General features: G+C 55.2%; 16 protein-coding genes. 5 read left to right on the top strand and 11 right to left on the bottom strand.

Annotation, left to right across the window (positions count from 1 at the left end):
• The first annotated feature begins 46 nt into the window (after positions 1–46).
• Entirely contained in the window at positions 47–1363 is a 1317-nt protein-coding gene (locus DBR37_RS12670; protein ID WP_124574844.1) for a D-amino acid dehydrogenase, read from the top strand.
• A gap of 90 nt (positions 1364–1453) precedes the next feature.
• Here DBR37_RS12670 and DBR37_RS12665 read toward each other — a convergent pair whose 3' ends face one another.
• Positions 1454–1963, bottom strand: a complete 510-nt coding sequence (locus DBR37_RS12665; RefSeq protein WP_012078530.1) for an Lrp/AsnC family transcriptional regulator — start codon at positions 1961–1963, stop codon at positions 1454–1456.
• 140 nt (positions 1964–2103) lie between these two features.
• Between DBR37_RS12665 and DBR37_RS12660 the strand changes: the two genes are divergently transcribed.
• Entirely contained in the window at positions 2104–3255 is a 1152-nt protein-coding gene (locus tag DBR37_RS12660; RefSeq protein ID WP_124574843.1) for a branched-chain amino acid ABC transporter substrate-binding protein, read from the top strand.
• Positions 3256–3321: 66 nt separating this feature from the next.
• On the opposite strand, the gene DBR37_RS12655 is transcribed toward DBR37_RS12660, so the two are convergent.
• From DBR37_RS12655 to DBR37_RS12615, 9 genes are all read right to left on the bottom strand, one after another.
• Complete coding sequence (locus DBR37_RS12655; RefSeq protein ID WP_124574842.1) at positions 3322–3918, bottom strand: helix-turn-helix domain-containing protein; 597 nt, start codon at positions 3916–3918, stop codon at positions 3322–3324.
• 58 nt (positions 3919–3976) lie between these two features.
• The gene (locus tag DBR37_RS12650; RefSeq protein ID WP_124574841.1) at positions 3977–5266 is read right to left on the bottom strand and encodes a M20 family metallo-hydrolase; all 1290 of its coding nucleotides are present in this window, start codon (positions 5264–5266) and stop codon (positions 3977–3979) included.
• A gap of 14 nt (positions 5267–5280) precedes the next feature.
• Positions 5281–6579 (bottom strand): amidase, encoded by a 1299-nt coding sequence (locus tag DBR37_RS12645; RefSeq protein WP_124574840.1) that lies wholly within the window; start codon positions 6577–6579, stop codon positions 5281–5283.
• A 13-nt stretch (positions 6580–6592) separates the two neighbouring features.
• The gene (locus tag DBR37_RS12640; protein ID WP_124574839.1) at positions 6593–7300 is read right to left on the bottom strand and encodes an ABC transporter ATP-binding protein; all 708 of its coding nucleotides are present in this window, start codon (positions 7298–7300) and stop codon (positions 6593–6595) included.
• Complete coding sequence (locus DBR37_RS12635) at positions 7297–8121, bottom strand: ABC transporter ATP-binding protein (RefSeq protein ID WP_370454253.1); 825 nt, start codon at positions 8119–8121, stop codon at positions 7297–7299. Before DBR37_RS12635 ends, DBR37_RS12640 begins: the two co-directional genes overlap by 4 nt.
• Positions 8121–9284, bottom strand: a complete 1164-nt coding sequence (locus DBR37_RS12630) for a branched-chain amino acid ABC transporter permease (RefSeq protein WP_199739112.1) — start codon at positions 9282–9284, stop codon at positions 8121–8123. Before DBR37_RS12630 ends, DBR37_RS12635 begins: the two co-directional genes overlap by 1 nt.
• A gap of 1 nt (position 9285) precedes the next feature.
• A complete protein-coding gene (locus tag DBR37_RS12625; RefSeq protein ID WP_124574838.1) occupies positions 9286–10215 on the bottom strand; it encodes a branched-chain amino acid ABC transporter permease in 930 nt (309 codons plus the stop codon).
• A 91-nt stretch (positions 10216–10306) separates the two neighbouring features.
• Entirely contained in the window at positions 10307–11482 is a 1176-nt protein-coding gene (locus DBR37_RS12620; protein ID WP_124574837.1) for a branched-chain amino acid ABC transporter substrate-binding protein, read from the bottom strand.
• Positions 11483–11924: 442 nt separating this feature from the next.
• Positions 11925–12233, bottom strand: coding sequence for a c-type cytochrome (locus DBR37_RS12615; protein WP_124574836.1), 309 nt, complete (start codon positions 12231–12233; stop codon positions 11925–11927).
• 158 nt (positions 12234–12391) lie between these two features.
• On the opposite strand from DBR37_RS12615, the gene DBR37_RS12610 reads away from it, so the two are divergent.
• Entirely contained in the window at positions 12392–12607 is a 216-nt protein-coding gene (locus DBR37_RS12610) for a TIGR04438 family Trp-rich protein (protein ID WP_124574835.1), read from the top strand.
• Positions 12608–12781: 174 nt separating this feature from the next.
• Positions 12782–14161 (top strand): sensor domain-containing diguanylate cyclase, encoded by a 1380-nt coding sequence (locus DBR37_RS12605; protein ID WP_124574834.1) that lies wholly within the window; start codon positions 12782–12784, stop codon positions 14159–14161.
• Between the two features lie 201 nt (positions 14162–14362).
• On the opposite strand, the gene ilvD is transcribed toward DBR37_RS12605, so the two are convergent.
• Positions 14363–16036, bottom strand: coding sequence for a dihydroxy-acid dehydratase (gene ilvD, locus DBR37_RS12600; RefSeq protein WP_124574833.1), 1674 nt, complete (start codon positions 16034–16036; stop codon positions 14363–14365).
• A gap of 204 nt (positions 16037–16240) precedes the next feature.
• On the opposite strand from ilvD, the gene DBR37_RS12595 reads away from it, so the two are divergent.
• On the top strand, positions 16241–17134 hold the full coding sequence (locus tag DBR37_RS12595) for a LysR substrate-binding domain-containing protein (protein WP_124574832.1): 894 nt from the start codon (positions 16241–16243) through the stop codon (positions 17132–17134).
• The last annotated feature ends 1 nt before the right edge of the window (position 17135 follow it).

The following is a 17135-nucleotide window of genomic DNA, read 5'->3' as shown; positions in this document are numbered from 1 at the left end:
ACAATTTAGCCATTAGACAAACACCTGATTGGTTGGAGAGATAGAGATGAAAGTTATCGTTTTGGGTTCTGGAATTATCGGTACCTCTTCTGCGTGGTTCTTGAACAAACAAGGCCACGAGGTCACCGTAATCGAGCGCCAACCCGGCGCCGCACAAGAAACCAGTTTTGCCAACGGCTGCCAGATTTCGGTTTCGCACGCTGAACCCTGGGCCAATCCTGCAGCGCCGATGAAAGTGCTGAAATGGCTGGGCAAGGAAGATGCGCCGCTGCTATATCGCTTCCGTCCGGAATGGCTGCAATGGAAATGGGCGCTGAACTTCCTGCGTGAATGTACGCCGGCCCGCACCAACGACAACATCCGTCAGATCGTCGCCATCTGCGAATACAGCCGCCAGACCCTGCAGGCGGTACGTGCAGAAACCGGCATCAACTACGACCAGTTGACCAGCGGCATCCTGCATTTCTATACCGATCAAAAAGAATTCGACGATTCGCTGCCAGCCGCCAAGCTGATGCGCGACCTCGGCTGCCCGCGTGATTCGATCAGCGCCGACGAAGTCGTGCGTATCGAACCGGCACTGGCCAGCATACGTAACAAGATCGTCGGCGGTGACTTTACTGCCACCGATGAATCCGGCGACGTCTATAAATTCACCAGCGGCCTGGCTGCCAAAGCGGCAGAAGCAGGCGTCAACTTCCGATACAGCACTTCCGTCACGCGCCTGCTGACCGAAGGCAGCGGTGCCAACGCCAAAATCACCGGCGTCGAAGTGATCGGTCCTGACGGGCGTCATCAGGTACTGCATGCCGATGCTTACGTCATGGCGATGGGCAGTTTCTCGGCAGAACTGGTCAGGCCGCTCGGCATAGACCTGATGATCTATCCAGGCAAAGGTTATTCGGCCACTTACAAAGTGACCGACCCAGCCGCCGCTCCGACAGTATCCCTGACGGACGACGGCTACAAATTAGTGGTATCGCGCCTCGGCGACCGTCTGCGGGTCGCAGGTACTTGCGAGTTGAATGGTTATACCCGTGATCTCAACACCGCACGTTGCGAAGCCATCACGCGCCGTACCAAAGAGCTGTTCCCGGACGCATGTGACTACGAAAATCCGGTGTACTGGACTGGTTTGCGTCCGTTGACGCCGTCGAATGTGCCTTACATCGGCAAAACCAAGTACAGCAACCTCTACCTCAATACCGGCCACGGCACACTCGGCTGGACTATGGGTTGCGGTTCGGGTCGTGCACTGGCAGAAATCGTCTCCGGCCTGCAGCCCGATCTGGACTTCAAATTCACCGGCATGCCTTACCGTCCGTCGAAACGGATCGTGACCAGCGTGACGCAACCTGCGTAATCCAGCCGGGGCTTAAATAGCCTGTCCCATAAAAAAACGCTGCATGTGTAAACATGCAGCGTTTTTTATTAGCTGTACGGCTGGTTTGCGCTACTTCTCTATCCTGACCTGCACCGCGGCCGACTTTTCATCGAAGGCGATACGAGTGTCAAACTTCGCCCGTTTCATCGGGAAACGCGACTGGAAATGGCGCACATTGCCCGAGCCCGAAATCGCACGGCGTACGAACTGGTAATACGCATCCATATCGACCACATGCACCACCAGGAAGTAATCGTAGTCACCGGACACGAAGTAACACTGCATCACTTCCGCTTCCTTGCCCATGCGCACTTCAAACTCTTGCATGTGTTCGTCAGATTGGTTGCCCAGCGATACTTCCAGGAAAGCCAGCATGCCGTAACCCAGTGCAAACGGGTCTATCATCGCCACATCTGCACTGATAATGCCGGCATCCCGCATGTCACGGATACGACGCAAACAAGTCGGCTGCGAGATATGCACCTTGTCGGCCAGCGTGCGCGTCGGTGTCTGGTTATCCTTCTGCAGCAGATTCAGCAGCTTGCGGTCTACTTTATCCAGGGTATGAAGTTTGCTCATATAAAAGTGGGAAGCTCGTAAATTGCACCAAAAAACACTTTGCGTCGCATTTTCTTATGTTGTAAGGTCATTGTCTTGCAAGGCAAGCGTGCCCAGTGTTGCAGCTACTCTGTATTTTTACAATCCTCAGGAGAAAATATATGCAGTTCAAGACAAAAATGATTCCTTTGGCAGGCGCAGTCGCAGTCGCCTTCGCACTGGCTGGCAACGCCTATGCGCAAGAACAGATTGTGAAAATCGGCCACGTCGGTCCGGTCACCGGCACCGATGCACACATGGGCAAGGACAATGAAAACGGCGCACGCCTGGCGGTTGAAGAACTCAATGCCAAGGGCGTCGTCATCAACGGCAAGAAAGTCAAACTGCAATACATGCCGGAAGACGATGCAGCCGATCCCAAGCAAGCTACCGCCGCAGCGACCAAGCTGGTCGACTCCAATGTCGCCGTCGTCATCGGCCACCTGAATTCGGGCGCCACCATCCCTGCTTCGCGCATCTATGCCAATGCCGGTATCGTCCAGATCTCGCCGTCCTCCACCAATCCGAAGTACACACAACAAGGCTTTAAAACAGCCTTCCGCGTAGTCGCCAATGATGCGCAACTGGGTCGTGTACTGGGCCAGTACGCAGTCAAAACCCTGGCTGCCAAAAACGTTGCTGTAATCGATGACCGTACCGCATACGGCCAGGGTGTGGCAGAAGAATTTGCCAAAGGCGTCAAGGCAGCCGGCGGCACAGTGGTCGCCAGCCAATATACGAACAACAAGGCAACCGACTTCAACGCCATCCTGACGGCGATCAAGGCGAAGAAACCGGACGTCATTTTCTTTGGCGGCATGGATGCAGTCGGCGGCCCTATGCTGCAACAAATGAAACAACTGGGCATCAACGCCAAATTCATGGGTGGTGATGGTATTTGTACCGGCTCCCTGCCGGGTCTGGCAGGCGCAGGCCTCGGTGAGAATCAGGTCTACTGCGCAGAAGCTGGCGGCGTGGAAGATGCACGTAAAGCAGGGCTGGATAAATTCCGCGCAGCCTACAAAAAACGCTTTGGCATCGACGTCGTCTACACCGCAGCCTATGCCTACGATGCGACCTATGCAGTGGTCGATGCGATGCAAAAAGCCAAGTCATGGGACTCCGCCAAGTACCTGCCTGAGCTGACAAAAATCAGCTATCCAGGCGTGACCGGCACCATCGCGTTCGATGCGAAAGGCGATATCAAGGACGGCACATTGACGCTGTACACCTACCGTGGCGGCAAACGCACGGAGCTGGCAGTCGTGAAGTAAGTATCTGCCCGGCCATAAAAAAAGCGCCTCTCAGGCGCTTTTTTTCATTCCGCCAAATGTAATGCACTAAAAAGTGGCAGGCGAATTCACCCACAAGACCTTGGCGACTGTCTTGCCGATATTGCTGTAACCATGTGGGACATTGCTGGCAAAGGTAAACACGTCACCGGTCGTGATCTGATAACGGTCGTCACCCAGGCGCAGCTCCAGCGTACCTTCCAGCACGTAGCCAACTTCCTCGCCCACATGCTCGATCTGGCCATCGCTCTCGGCACCCGGCTCGACGATATGTATATTCGCCTGCAACAAGCCGCCACGTGTAGGCAAAACCAGACGTTCCAGCGATATGCCGCCAGTCTTGATGACTGGCCGTTCACCGACGCGCAACACCGGACCAACTACCGGCATCTCTTCCGACATCAGCGTCGAAATATTGGTATCCAATGCCACTGCCAGCCTATGCAGCATCACCAGTGAAGGTGTGGCCGAACCGCGCTCTATCTTGGAAATCAGACTCTCCGAACACTCTGCCTTCTTCGCCAGTTGAATCAGGGTCAAACCCGCTACCAGGCGAGTATGGCGCAAACGCACCCCTAGCCCGGATACCGAGGTTTTTTTTTCGACAGCTTCAACGCTGGCAGCAGTACTGCGTTTGCTCTTCAATTTCTTGATCCGTAAAAAAGGGCCGATCGAATACCGCAGCCCGAAACACTAAGGTCTTTTACCTATTTGCCAGCTCGACTACCGTATAAGCCAGTGCCTGCACACCCAGATACAAATCTTCCGGCGCAGTTTCCTCGGCGGCATTGTGACTGATTCCGCCCTTGCTTGGCACAAAAATCATCGCGGTCGGGCAATATTCCGCCAGATACATGGCGTCATGGAAGGCGCCTGAAGTCAGGTGTTGCGGCTCGCCGCGCTTGGCCAGACTACCGGCCCGCACACATGCCTTTTCTATCAGGCTCAACATGTCTTGCGGGAAAATCGTCGGCGGACGCGAGAAGAAGCATTCGAAGCCTGTCTTGCCGCGCCATTGATGGGCAGCAATTGTCTGAGTCAGGAACTGCTCAAAACGTTCCAATACGGCAGCATCAACGCAACGCACGTCTATGGTGAATTCCACATTGCCGGGAATGGTGTTGACCGAATTCGGCCCGACCTGCCAGCGTCCCAGCGTCAGGCGCAAATTATGTGCCGCTTCTGCCGCGGCATAGGTATACAGCTGTTGCGCCAGCGCGACTGCCGCTTTCATCGCATCCGCGCGCTCATCCATAGGCGTGGTACCGGCATGCCCCGCCATGCCCACACAGTCAACACGATACCAGCGCACACTCTGGATGCCAGTCACCACACCCAGTGCCGCATTTGCGCGTTCCAGCACCGGGCCTTGTTCAATATGCAGCTCGACGCAGGATGCAATCGGCTGGCGCAAACCACGATGTTTGACATCGGCGGCCGCCTGCAATGCGGTATCGACTGCCGCACCAAAAGTAATATTGTCAGCATCCTTCACTTCACGATAAGCCGCCAGACGCGACGGATCGACGAAAGCGCTGGAACCCATCGCGCCGGGGCCAAAGCGGCTGCCCTCTTCATTGGTCCATGCCACGACTTCAATCGCACGTTGTGTCTGGATGCCGGCATCGTTCAAGGCCGCGATCACTTCGAGTCCGGCCAGTACGCCGTACGCACCATCCAGCTTGCCGCCTACCGGTTGTGTATCGGCATGACTGCCGGTCAGTACCGGTGGCAAATCAGTCGTGCCGGGACGACGGAAAAACAGATTGGCGCAATCATCGATCTCGACTTCGCAACCCAGTGCGCGCGCCGAAGTAATCAGGTGACGACGCGCTTCCAGATCGATTGCCGTCAATGTTTCGCGTGCCACACCGCCGTCGTCGCGGCCGCCAAAGGCAGCGAGTGCTGCGATCGCATCCTGCAGGCGATTGCTATTGACGTGGTCCTGTGCATTTTCTGCGGCGCTGGTCGCCGCCTGTGCTTGCTGAGTCATGCTATTCCTGTCCTTCAGTTGAGCGAAGCAAAAGTGCCTTCGAGTAAATTGGCTGCGGCCAACGTGCTGGCATCTGCCCAGCGCGGACCGATCAGCGTCACGCCTATCGGCATACCGCCCGGGCCCATGCCCTGCGGCACATGCACGCAAGGATTGCCGAGCAGCGACCACATGCGGTTAAAAATCGGATCTCCGGTTGCATCCAGTCCGGCCGGTGCTTCACCTTCGGTACTCGGCGCGAGCAGGATATCGACGTGTTCAAATACGTCTGCCACCATCTGGCGCGATGCAGCAGCCAGCGCTTGCGCCGCGACATAGCTGCTGCCGTCTATCGCCTGCCCTGCTGCCAGCACAGCAGCAAACGCCTTGCTGAAACCATCCGCATGGGTACGCGCTTCCGGTGCAAACGCAGCCGCTGCTTCATAAGACATGATGCGTATCTGCGCATCCGTCAGGCCACCGCAAGGTGCGGGCAAATCTATATCGCTGAGTACCGCGCCACCACGTTCCAGCAAGCGTGCTGCCTGCTCGATGGCGGTACGGGTCGCCGCACTGGCGCGCTCCCAGTTCGGTGTACGGCAGATGCCTACGCGCAAACGTGGGGGTTGTGCTTCCGGTGCCAACAGCGCAGAAAGAGGCAGACGCGCCAGTGCACCGATAAAGAAAGCGGCGTCGGCCACATTGCGCGTCAGCACGCCTACCGTATCCAGGCTGGGCGACAAGGATTTGATTCCTGCCAGCGGCAAAGTGCCGAAGGTCGGTTTGTAACCGACCACGCCGCAATACGCAGCAGGCCGCACGATAGAGCCTGCGGTTTGTGTCGCAAAGGCAGCCGGCACCATGCCACTCGCCACTGCTGCAGCCGAGCCGCTGGATGAACCACCCGGCGTGTGATCAGTTGCACCAAGCGGATTGCGGGTCGGCCCAGGCTGGAAAGTCGCGAACTCGGTGGTGACGGTTTTACCCATCAGTACTGCACCGGCGCTGCGGCTGGCAGCAACACAAGCTGCATCTACCAATGGGCGGTAATTTTCATAAATCGGTGAGCCATAGGTGGTCGGCATATCTGCCGTATCCATCAAGTCCTTCACACCTATCGGCAAACCGTACAGCAAACCCTGATGCGGCAATGCATCGAGCAGGCGCGCCTGCTCGATCACATGTTGCGGATCGAAGTACTGCCATGCGTGCACGGCAGGTTCGTACTCCTCTATATGCGTGATACCGGCACGTGCCACCTGCTCCACCGATACTTCACGTCGCGCAATGCTTGCAGCCAATTGCTTCAGCGATGCGCTGGCGTAATCTTTCATACAGCGCTCCCAATCAACCGAAGTAAGCCGAACGCACGTCGTCATTGCTGGCCAGCGCTTCCGCCGTGCCCTGCGCCATCACGCGACCTTGCGACAGCACATAGCCGTAGTGCGAAATAGCCAGCGTCTGGCGTGCATTCTGCTCGACCAGCAAGACCGTGATACCAAGTGCATTGATCTGCTTGATGACCTTGAAGTTTTCTTTCACGTACAGCGGCGACAAGCCGAGTGAAGGTTCATCGATCACCAGCAACTTCGGTTCTGCCATCAGGCCGCGACCTATCGAAACCATCGCCTGCTCACCACCGGACATGGTGCCCGCCAGTTGCGCAGCCCGTTCCTTCAGGCGCGGGAAAATTTCATACACACGTGCCAGTCGATCACGCACCACATTGCTGCTGCTTTCAAGGAAAGCGCCGAGCGCGAGGTTTTCTGCCACTGTCATGCGCGGGAAAACCTTGCGGCCCTCCGGGATGCACGAGATACCACTGGCGATGATGTTGTGGGTTTTTTCACCAGCGAGGTTCTTGCCGCCCCACAGGATTTCGCCCTGGCGTGGCGGCGTCAAACCCAGTATCGAGCGGATCAGCGTACTCTTGCCGGCGCCGTTGGCGCCGAGGATGCAGGTGATCTTGCCCGGTGCGACTTCGATGGAGACATCGTGCAATACATTGACCTTGTCGTAGCCGGTGGTCAGTCCTTTGACGATCAGATTACTCATTCGGCTTCTCCCAGGTAAGCGGTTTGCACATTAGGATCAGCGGTGATTTCTGCGTAAGTGCCTTCGGCAATTTTCTTGCCGTAGTTGAATACGATGCAGCGATCGGTAATGCGCTCGATCACATTCATTTCATGTTCGATCAGCACGATGGTGAGGTTTTCCAGCTTGCCGCGTACCTGCAGGATGTCATCCATCAGGGCTTCGGTTTCGTCATGCGTCATACCCGCCGAAGGCTCATCCAGCAGCAGCAGGCGCGGCTGGCTCAGCAAAGCGCGACAGACTTCAATGCGGCGACGATCGATCATGGTGAACGTACCGACCGGCTCGAACATACGTGCCACCAGAGGCGGGCTGAAAATATTCAGCAGCGCTTCTACCTTGCTCACATAGGAATCGTATTCAGCACGGAAGGCTTTGCGCTGGAACAGATTGAAGAACAGGCCATGGTTCATGTGCTGGTAATCGCCGATCACGATGTTGTCGAACACCGTCAATGGCAATGACAGGCGTGAACGCTGGAAGGTACGTGCCACGCCGCTACGATAAATCTCCTGCGGTGTCTGGCCGATGACTTCCTGGCCTTTGTAAATAATCGAACCGCTGCTGGCTTTATACAAGCCAGTCAGCACGTTGAAGAAGGTGGTCTTACCGGAACCGTTAGGCCCGAGTAAGCCCAGCACTTCGCCTTCGTTGATATGCATATTCAACTGATCAAGCGCGGTCAGACCACCGAAGCGCATCGTCAGGTCGGTAACACCGACCAGCTTGCCGCCGATAGTATGTGCAGGGCGCTCTACGTGATTCATGGTTGTGGCGTTCATTAGGCGTCCTTTCTGCTAAAGAACAGGCGTGTCTTGCGTGGCAACAAGCCTTCAGGACGGAACAGCAGGATCGCGATCACCAATGCTGCGTACAGCAAGACGCGATATTCCTGGATGAACTGCAGCTTCTCCGGCAGCATCAGCACGATGATGGCGGCAGGGATCAGACCAACCGGATTGCCGAGGCCGCCAAGGATGGCGATCGATACCAGCAACAGCGAATCGGAGAAGGTAAAGTTGTTCGGTGCGATGAAGCCCACCATCATGCCGTACACGCTACCGGCGATACCGGCGAACAAATTACCCATGGTGAATGCAATCACCTTCCAGCGTGCGATATGCAGACCGAAAGTGGCCGCAGCAGTTTCATCGGTACGCACCACGTCCATGCTCAAGCCTACCCAAGACCGTTCCAGTGCTTTCACCAGTACAAAAGCACCAGCGCAGATCACCAGACTCAGCAGCACGTAGGACACATAGAAGGAGAACTCGATACCAAACAGTTTGAAGCCGTCATTGAAGGCATGACCGAACAATTGCATGCCCGGCACTTGCAAACCTTGCGGACCGCCGAGCACGTCATTGACCTCAATAAAGGTTTTGAACAGGATGCCGAATGCAATCGTGACCAAAGCCGCATAGTGACCACGCGTACGCAGCACCGGCAGGATCAGCACCGAACCGATGATGGCAGCAACCACACCGGAGATCGCTATATTGGCCAATTGCGGCAAGCCGGTATGCGTCGCCAGCACCGCAGTGGTGTAGCTACCGATACCGAAGAAAGCGGCACCCGCAAAGTTGGCCACACCGACAAAGCCGAATTGCAAGGTCAGTCCCATGCATGCAGTCGAATACAACAGGACTGCGCAAATCATCATCAGTACGAAGTGGCTGTCATAGAACGCTGCTACCAGAGCCAGCAAGCCCATGACGGTCCACAGACGCGCCAGCCCGGGACGGCTGGCAGCCGCCTGCTCTACCTTTTGCGTGGTGCCGGTTTTCTTGCCGACGATAGCCAGCACCAGCGCCAGCACGATCAGGACGCCGATGGCGAGCTGCGATTCTGCGTGCAGGAACAACCACATATATGCTGTCACCAGAACGGTGGCCAGCGCCAATACCAGCTTGGCTGAATTTGTTTTCAATTTGATGTCGCTCATATCAGACTCGCTCGCTTGATTTTTCGGCAATCAGCCCGGTTGGTTTCCACGCCATCAAAATAATGACGACAGCAAAGGCGAAGACGTCTTTGTATGCGCTAGGGATATTCGGTATCAGGGCTGGCAACAAGGCGCTGCCCAGTACCTGCAATGCAGCGAACAGGAAGCCGCCGAGAATCGCACCGTAGATATTGCCCAGTCCGCCCAGAATCGCAGCCGAGAAGCCGATCACGCCGAGCAACAAGCCCACGTTGAAGTTGATCTCGTTGTAGTACAGGCCGTTCATCACACCAGCCAGCGCGGCCATGCCGGAGCCCAGTGCAAACGTCAGCAAGACCACTGCTTCAAAATTAATACCCATCAGGCGTGCGGTTTCACCGTCCTGCGCCACCGCACGGATCGCCATACCGAGGCGGGTGCGGGTAATCAGGAAGTGCACGCCGGCGATAATCGCCAGCCCGCTGATCAGCAGGATCACGTTATCCGCTCGTAGCGCCAGCGTACCGATATCGACCGAGCCGGTAGGCAGCAAGGAAGGGAAAGGTTTGGAATTCGAACCGTCCGGATAAAACAGACGCACCGATTCACGCATCACCGTACCCAGCATCAGGGTCGCCAGCAAAGTATTCAGCGGCGGTGCCTTATGCAAGGGAAGAATCAGGAATTTGGCGATCGCCGCACCGAGCAAACCGGTCACGCACACCGCACTAATCACGACAGCCAGCAAACGTATCCAGGGTGAACTGATATCCAGCATCAATACACCAGTGGAAGCCGTCAGGCCTGCGAACGCACCGACCATCAAGGTATCGCCATGCGAAAACTTGATGACGTCCAGTACGCCAAAAAACAAGGTAAAACCGACCGCCACCATGGCATAGATCATGCCCAGCATCAGTCCGTTAAACACATATTGACCGATTTCACTCATCGTTTGCTCCGTTCCAAATTCTCTCAGGCAGCAGGTCCCCGCACAGGGGCGGGGCCTGCGTTCTCATGCCTGTCTTATGATTGCTTAGAGCTTAGAGCCCGGACAACTTGCGCTTGCCAGTGGCATAGCTGCTGTCTTCCCAAATCACCCACTTGCCATCTTCAACCACATACTTGGTTACCAATGGCACGATGTTTTGGCGATGGTCATCGAACGTCACTTTACCGATCAGGGTATCGGCGTCCTTGGTCTGGTTCAGCACATCACGCACCTTCTTGCGATCCGGGCCGACTTTTTCAACTGCATCCATGATCAGGTTGGCAGCTGCGTATGCGAATGGACCGTAGGCTTCAGGTGGTTCGCTGTATTTTTGCAACTGGTACTTGGCGGTGAAGAACAAGCCGCCCGGGATTTTTTCCCAAGGTGCGCCTTCGATGAAGGACAGGGAGCCTTCAGCCACTTTCTCGCCTACACCCTGGATATATGCATCCGACTTGATACCGGAGGTGCCTTCAAACTGCGCCTTGATACCGAGTTTTTCCATCTGGGTGCGGATACGGACGCCGAGCGGTGTCAGGCCACCGAAGTAGACGACATCAGGTTTCAGTTCGCGGATCTTGGTCAGTTCGGTGGTGAAATCCTGCTGGTCGGCAGTCACACCAAAAGTGGACAGCACGGAGCCGCCATTCTTCTTCACGAACTCGGAGAAATACTTGTTATGGCCTTTGCCGTAATCGGTGGTGTCATGAATGATCGCCCACTTCTTATAGCCCTTGCTGATCATGAACTTGGCCGCCACTTCGCTCTGGTTAATCATCGTGCCATTGACGCGATGGACTTCCTTGAAGTCATTGCCGTATGTGATCTCAGGCAGCACTGCGCCCCACACGATGACCGGCAAACCGAAGCGATTATAAACAGCGACCGTACCCATCGCCACTGCGGAACAGAAATGGGTTACGCCAGCAATGATGCTCTTATCAGCAGCAACTTTGGTAGCAACCTGCACGCCGACGTTAGGACGACACTCATCATCCTGCGTCACGAGTTGATAGGTGTACTTGGATTTCGGGTCTGCATTGCGCAAGCGCACTGCGAGGTCGGCTGAATTACGCCCGCCCAGACCGATAGAGGAGACACCGCCAGTCAACGGCCCAACAAATGCAATCTTCACGACATCCTTGGCCGATGCCGTCATGCTCAATAAACCCATGCCCACAGCAGCACAGACAACCGCCGCCTTTAATACAGTGTTGGTCTTGCTCACTTTTATCTCCTTTGAAAACGATCGACGGGAACAATTCAAGTTGCTTGAATGACAGTAACAATAAAAACTTATTTATTCAAGTAGCTTGAATTATGTTCAGCAACAAGCGTGCCAATCGGAAAGCGAGAGGGGCTTCCCTCTATGGGGAAGGGGTAAATTGGGTGTGGTAAAGCGGATACAAACAGCTGTAATCAAATGTGCGGCAGGCAAGAATGTGCGCCGAAATGGAGAGGGGGTGCACTTAATGGGGGCGATTATGTGCTTGTCTGGTTTTGTGTTGATGTTGCTAATTCGGTTTTCTCTCCGTAGAGAGGTGCGTTGCCGGGAGTGGCCCGGCAACGCACTTCTCCACGAAGAGAGAAAAGTATAAGTAACATGAAACACAAACCAAATAATAAAAAAGCACGCATATAGCGTGCTTTTCATATCCAACCAACCTCGATTACTTCAAAGTCATAATCCAAGAAACCAGCGTCCGGGCCTCAGCCTCACTAACCTGAGCATTAGCCGGCATAGGCACAGCACCCCAGGTGCCGCTACCGCCCTTCAATACCTTTTGCACAAGTTTATCTTCTGCGCCTTTTTGGCCAGAATACTTTGCTGCGATGTCTTTAAAGGAAGGACCCACCACCTTGTTGGTCACCGAGTGGCAAGCCATACAATTCTTTGCCTTCGCCAAATCAGCATTCGCCAGCGCGACATTCGACACGCCTGCAGCCAGAACCAAACCAAGCAACAAAGTACGTTTCATGCTTTTCTCCACAAGATTGATCGCCGCCATTCTACCGTGTTTTGCGCATCGCGATAGCGCACACCCATACTGCTATAACGTCAAGCTAACACGCAAGTTGACGCCTGCAATTGACCGTTACTCTTTTTCACAATATGCTCCGGCGTAAGGGAGAATTCATGATACTCATCATCGCGATCGTACTGTTGACCGTTTTGAAATACTTTGAAGTCGGTCCACTCGCAGACCTGTCATGGTGGTGGATCGCGGGCTTGTTCGCGCTGGCCTTTATCTGGTTTGAGTTCATCGAACGCATGCTCGGCCTCGACAAGCGCAAAGCACACGAGCAATTGGAAAAAGCGCGCCAGGAACGCGTGAAGAAAACCTTCAAATAGCCGCCAACTGATCGCTCGCTGCCCTCATCGACCAGACTTTTCCTACACCAGCTCTAGTCCTACATCGAGTAAACATTTCTAAACAAAACTCGCACATCCTTGACCCTGTCCGGCAGAGCGGTTCTACTAGGAACAGCAAAGCCTGCTCAATAAATTTTAAAGTGAGGCCACATCATGCGCCTACCTTTAATGTTTCCCGCGCACCCTACTCGCCATGGCTGGCGACTTCCCATCATCGTATTCCTGCTGACCGCTATGGTCGGTGGCTGGATTTACTTCAAGACCGAATCCAACCGGCGCGAGATCGAGATGGCGCGTGCGAATCAACTGGTCTCCAGTTATGCCACCGCGATTACCCGTCAATTCGACCATGCGCTGTCCGCTGCCAATGCGCTGGCGGTCATGGTGCATCAGGGTAAAGGCCGCGTCGCTGAATTCTCGCGTCTTTCGAAATACATGCTGAGTATGTATAAAGGCGCGTATGCCCTGGCCCTGGCACCTGAGGGCGTGGTGCAGCAAATCGAACCGGCTGCCAGCAACTCCTGCGTTAACGGTCAAGACATCCTGGCAGGGCTGGACCGCGCCACACTGATACCAGCCATGAATCAGAATATCGTCGAGTTCTACGGCCCTATCCGTTTACTGCAAGGGCCTATGGGAGCCATCGGCAAGCTCCCTGTGTTTCTGAAAACGGCAGAAGGTAAAACTTATTTCTGGGGCTATACCATGGTGACCCTGAAGTTTCCTGATGCCTTCAGCGAAGCGCGCCTGGAAAATATGGAAAGCCGTGGCTACGCCTATCGCCTGAGCGGCAGAAATCCGCAGACAGCCAGAGTTGAACTGATTGCAGCTTCGCGCAAACCCATGCAAGGTCGCATCTATACACGCGAGGTGAAGGTCGGCAATGAAGAATGGACCCTGGAAGTCAGCAAAAAGGACGACTGGCAAAACGGCACACGCCTGCTCATTGCAACCGTCATCATTCTCATCAGCAGTCTTTGCATGGGCTGGTTCGCTTATATCCTGGCTGGCGTCATCCGCAGCCGCAAGGAATTACAAAGCATCGCGCAGTACGATGCCTTGACCGGCCTGCCGAATCGTCGCCTGCTGGAAAGCCATCTGAAACAAGCTATTGCAAGTGCCGCGAATGGCGAGCACCAGGTCGCCGTCTGCTTCATCGACCTTGACGGCTTCAAGGAAGTCAACGATAGCCTCGGTCATGCCACCGGTGATTATCTGCTGCAACAAATGTCGCTGCGCCTGCACAACTGCATGCGTGCGAGCGATATGCTGGCACGCTTTGGCGGCGACGAATTCGTCGTCGTCCTGAACGAACTGCATACGATAGAGGAATGCGAAAGAATCCTGGCACGCATGATCAAAGCCGCTCAGGAAGCAGTAGAAATCGACGGCAAACAAGTCGTGGTCTCAGCCAGCATAGGCGTCGCCATGTATCAGCCCGGATTCGGGCATGAAGAGCTCATGCAGCGTGCCGACGCGGCGATGTACCGGGCCAAGCAGCTCGGCAAAAATAAATTCGTGTTTGCCGACTGACTTTCCTATTGCGCAAAAGCATCAGCGGATAGGCAATTTATATCGATGCCAATAGCAGCAAGGCTATGCGCATTGCGACCATGAGTTTCCCCCAGAGTTATCCACAGAAAATGTGGATAAAGGAAACAAAAACCGCAATTCCATACACACATAAAAAAAGCCGGCATCAGCCGGCTTTTTTACGCGTACAGCAAGCAACTATCAGCCAGTGACTGCGCCTTTGCTGGCGGTCGAAGCCAGAGCAGCGAACTTCGACAAGACACCGCGTGTGTAACGTGGCGCAGGTTGCTTCCAGTTCGCGCGACGACGTGCGATTTCTTCTTCCGGTACGTTCAACTGGATCAGCAGATTGTGTGCATCGATGGTGACCGAATCACCCTCTTCTACCAGACCAATCAGGCCACCCACGAAAGCTTCCGGCGACACGTGACCAACCACCATGCCCCAGGTACCGCCAGAGAAACGACCATCGGTAATCAAGCCGACGGACTCGCCCAGGCCCTGACCAACCAGCGCCGAGGTCGGTGCCAGCATCTCAGGCATACCAGGACCGCCTTTAGGGCCGAGGTAACGCAAGACCAGTACGTCGCCAGCGACGATTTTCTTCGCCATGATCGCATCCATCGCCGAGTACTCGTCGTCGAATACGCGTGCAGGACCGGTGATCACAGGATTTTTCAGGCCGGTGATTTTTGCTACGCAACCTTCAGGCGACAGATTGCCTTTCAGGATAGCCAGATGGCCTTGTTCGTACAGCGCATCCTTGATCGGATGGATGACCTTTTGCTCTGCGCTCGGTACCGATGGTATGTTCGCCAGCGCTTCCGCTACGGTCTGACCAGTGATGGTCATGCAATCACCGTGCAGCAAGCCAGCATCCAGCAAGACTTTCATGACTTGTGGAATGCCACCAGCCTTGTGCAAATCAGTAGCCACGTATTGACCCGATGGTTTCAGATCGCAGATGACAGGTACTTTCTTGCGCATACGTTCGAAGTCGTCGATGGTCCATTCAACTTCAGCAGCGTGTGCAATCGCGAGGAAGTGCAAGACCGCATTGGTCGAACCGCCGGTAGCCATGATGACCGCAACTGCATTTTCGATTGCCTTGCGGGTCACGATATCGCGTGGCTTCAGGTCTTTCTTGATGGCTTCGATCAGCACGCGTGCGGATTCTGCAGCGGAGCCGACTTTTTCATCGTCAGGGTTAGCCATGGTCGACGAGTATGGCAAGGCCAGGCCCAGTGCTTCAAATGCCGACGACATGGTGTTGGCAGTGTACATACCGCCGCAGGAACCAGCCGATGGGCAGGCATTGCGTTCGATACCGTCGAAGTCTTCTTGCGACATGCGACCAGCGGTGAATTCACCGACAGCTTCAAACGCGGAAACGATGGTCAGGTCTTTACCTTTCCAGTGGCCTGGTTTGATGGTGCCGCCGTATACATAAATACTTGGTACGTTGGTGCGCAGCATCGCGATCATGCCGCCTGGCATATTCTTGTCGCAACCACCGATGACCAGCACGCCGTCCATCCATTGGCCGTTAACAGCTGTTTCGATACAGTCGGCGATGACTTCGCGCGAAATCAGCGAGTACTTCATGCCTTCGGTACCCATGGACATACCGTCGGAAATCGTCGGTGTGCCGAATACTTGCGGGTTGCCACCCGAGTCCTTGACGGTCTTGATGGCGATGTCAGCCAGCTTTTGCAGGCCGGAGTTACATGGTGTGATCGTCGAGTGACCGTTGGCGATACCAACCATAGGTTTGTCGAAATCTTCCTTTTCGTAGCCCATTGCGTAGTACATGGAACGATTCGGGCTGCGGGAGATACCTTGTGTAATATTTTTCGAACGGCGATTGAATGCCATGATGACTCCAGAAGAAAATAAGCTATCGGTAGTACGTCGCACTTAACCAAGGCTGCTTAATAGAGGCTGCGACGCTTGCCTGCCCGGTAACAGGGCAAATCCTTGAAAAGACGCCTAGATTGCCTTGCGCCGTGCCATGTGTCAAATATATGATTCCATCATGATCAATATGCAAAATATATTGATATGAGGTAAATTAAGGCCATGAATATAGAACTCCGGCAGTTACGCCACTTCGTCACGGTCGCCGAGGAGATGCACTTCGGCCGCGCCGCCCAGCGCCTGCACATGACGCAGCCGCCGCTGTCGCAATCGATCCAGGCGCTGGAAGCCTTGCTCGGCGTACAGCTGTTCCGTCGCACCAGCCGTAGCGTGGCATTGACTCCGGCGGGCATAGCCCTGTTGCCGGAAGCGCAACGCATCCTGCAGCAAACCGCTGCGCTGCCGGATCTGATGCGGCGCGCGGCGTCCGGTGCTTCGGGGCGACTCTCGCTGGCCTTTGTGTCGACAGCTGACTACAGCGTGCTGCCGCACTTCCTGCGCGAATTCCGTGAAGCCTACCCGCAAGTCGAGATTGATTTGCGTGAAGCCACCACCGACGTGCAGCTCGACGAACTGACGCAGGGACGCATAGACGTCGGCCTGCTGATCCCGCCGCTACCGGACAAAGCCAGGCTGCAACTGGATTATTTGCCGGTTTTATCTGAACCTTTGATCCTGGCTGTACCTAAGGGATTGAACGCGGTGCGTGGCAAGCAGACGGTAGCCTTGCAGGCAGTCGCTGAACTGCCGCTGATTATCTTCCCGCGCCGGATCGCTCCGGCCTTCCATGATGCGATCCTCGCCTGTTATCGCGACGCCGGCCTGACACCGCATATCGGACAGGAAGCGATACAGATGCAAACCATCATAGGACTGGTATCTGCGGGCATGGGCATCGCGCTTGTGCCACAATCCGTATCAAACTTAAAACGCCCCGGCGTCGACTACAAGGCACTGGCAGATAAAACGCCACTGGTCGAAACCGGTATGGCATGGCGACGGGATAACACCTCGCCGGTATTAAACGCTTTTCTGGAATTACTGAGAAAGAAATAGA

The sequence above is a fragment of the Herminiimonas sp. KBW02 genome, assembly GCF_003852535.1.
In the GTDB taxonomy this organism is placed as follows: domain Bacteria; phylum Pseudomonadota; class Gammaproteobacteria; order Burkholderiales; family Burkholderiaceae_D; genus Oxalicibacterium.
This window is presented reverse-complemented; position numbering and strand designations above follow the sequence as displayed.

What these genes read in the sequence shown, in the direction of transcription:
- DBR37_RS12640 (WP_124574839.1), bottom strand. Translation starts at nt 7,300, where the DNA reads ATGAGTAATCTGATCGTCAAAGGACTGACCACCGGCTACGACAAGGTC.
- DBR37_RS12660 (WP_124574843.1), top strand. Translation starts at nt 2,104, where the DNA reads ATGCAGTTCAAGACAAAAATGATTCCTTTGGCAGGCGCAGTCGCAGTC.
- DBR37_RS12625 (WP_124574838.1), bottom strand. Translation starts at nt 10,215, where the DNA reads ATGAGTGAAATCGGTCAATATGTGTTTAACGGACTGATGCTGGGCATG.
- DBR37_RS12650 (WP_124574841.1), bottom strand. Translation starts at nt 5,266, where the DNA reads ATGACTCAGCAAGCACAGGCGGCGACCAGCGCCGCAGAAAATGCACAG.
- DBR37_RS12630 (WP_199739112.1), bottom strand. Translation starts at nt 9,284, where the DNA reads ATGAGCGACATCAAATTGAAAACAAATTCAGCCAAGCTGGTATTGGCG.
- DBR37_RS12670 (WP_124574844.1), top strand. Translation starts at nt 47, where the DNA reads ATGAAAGTTATCGTTTTGGGTTCTGGAATTATCGGTACCTCTTCTGCG.
- ilvD (WP_124574833.1), bottom strand. Translation starts at nt 16,036, where the DNA reads ATGGCATTCAATCGCCGTTCGAAAAATATTACACAAGGTATCTCCCGC.
- DBR37_RS12645 (WP_124574840.1), bottom strand. Translation starts at nt 6,579, where the DNA reads ATGAAAGATTACGCCAGCGCATCGCTGAAGCAATTGGCTGCAAGCATT.
- DBR37_RS12665 (WP_012078530.1), bottom strand. Translation starts at nt 1,963, where the DNA reads ATGAGCAAACTTCATACCCTGGATAAAGTAGACCGCAAGCTGCTGAAT.
- DBR37_RS12605 (WP_124574834.1), top strand. Translation starts at nt 12,782, where the DNA reads ATGCGCCTACCTTTAATGTTTCCCGCGCACCCTACTCGCCATGGCTGG.
- DBR37_RS12615 (WP_124574836.1), bottom strand. Translation starts at nt 12,233, where the DNA reads ATGAAACGTACTTTGTTGCTTGGTTTGGTTCTGGCTGCAGGCGTGTCG.
- DBR37_RS12610 (WP_124574835.1), top strand. Translation starts at nt 12,392, where the DNA reads ATGATACTCATCATCGCGATCGTACTGTTGACCGTTTTGAAATACTTT.
- DBR37_RS12595 (WP_124574832.1), top strand. Translation starts at nt 16,241, where the DNA reads ATGAATATAGAACTCCGGCAGTTACGCCACTTCGTCACGGTCGCCGAG.
- DBR37_RS12635 (WP_370454253.1), bottom strand. Translation starts at nt 8,121, where the DNA reads ATGAACGCCACAACCATGAATCACGTAGAGCGCCCTGCACATACTATC.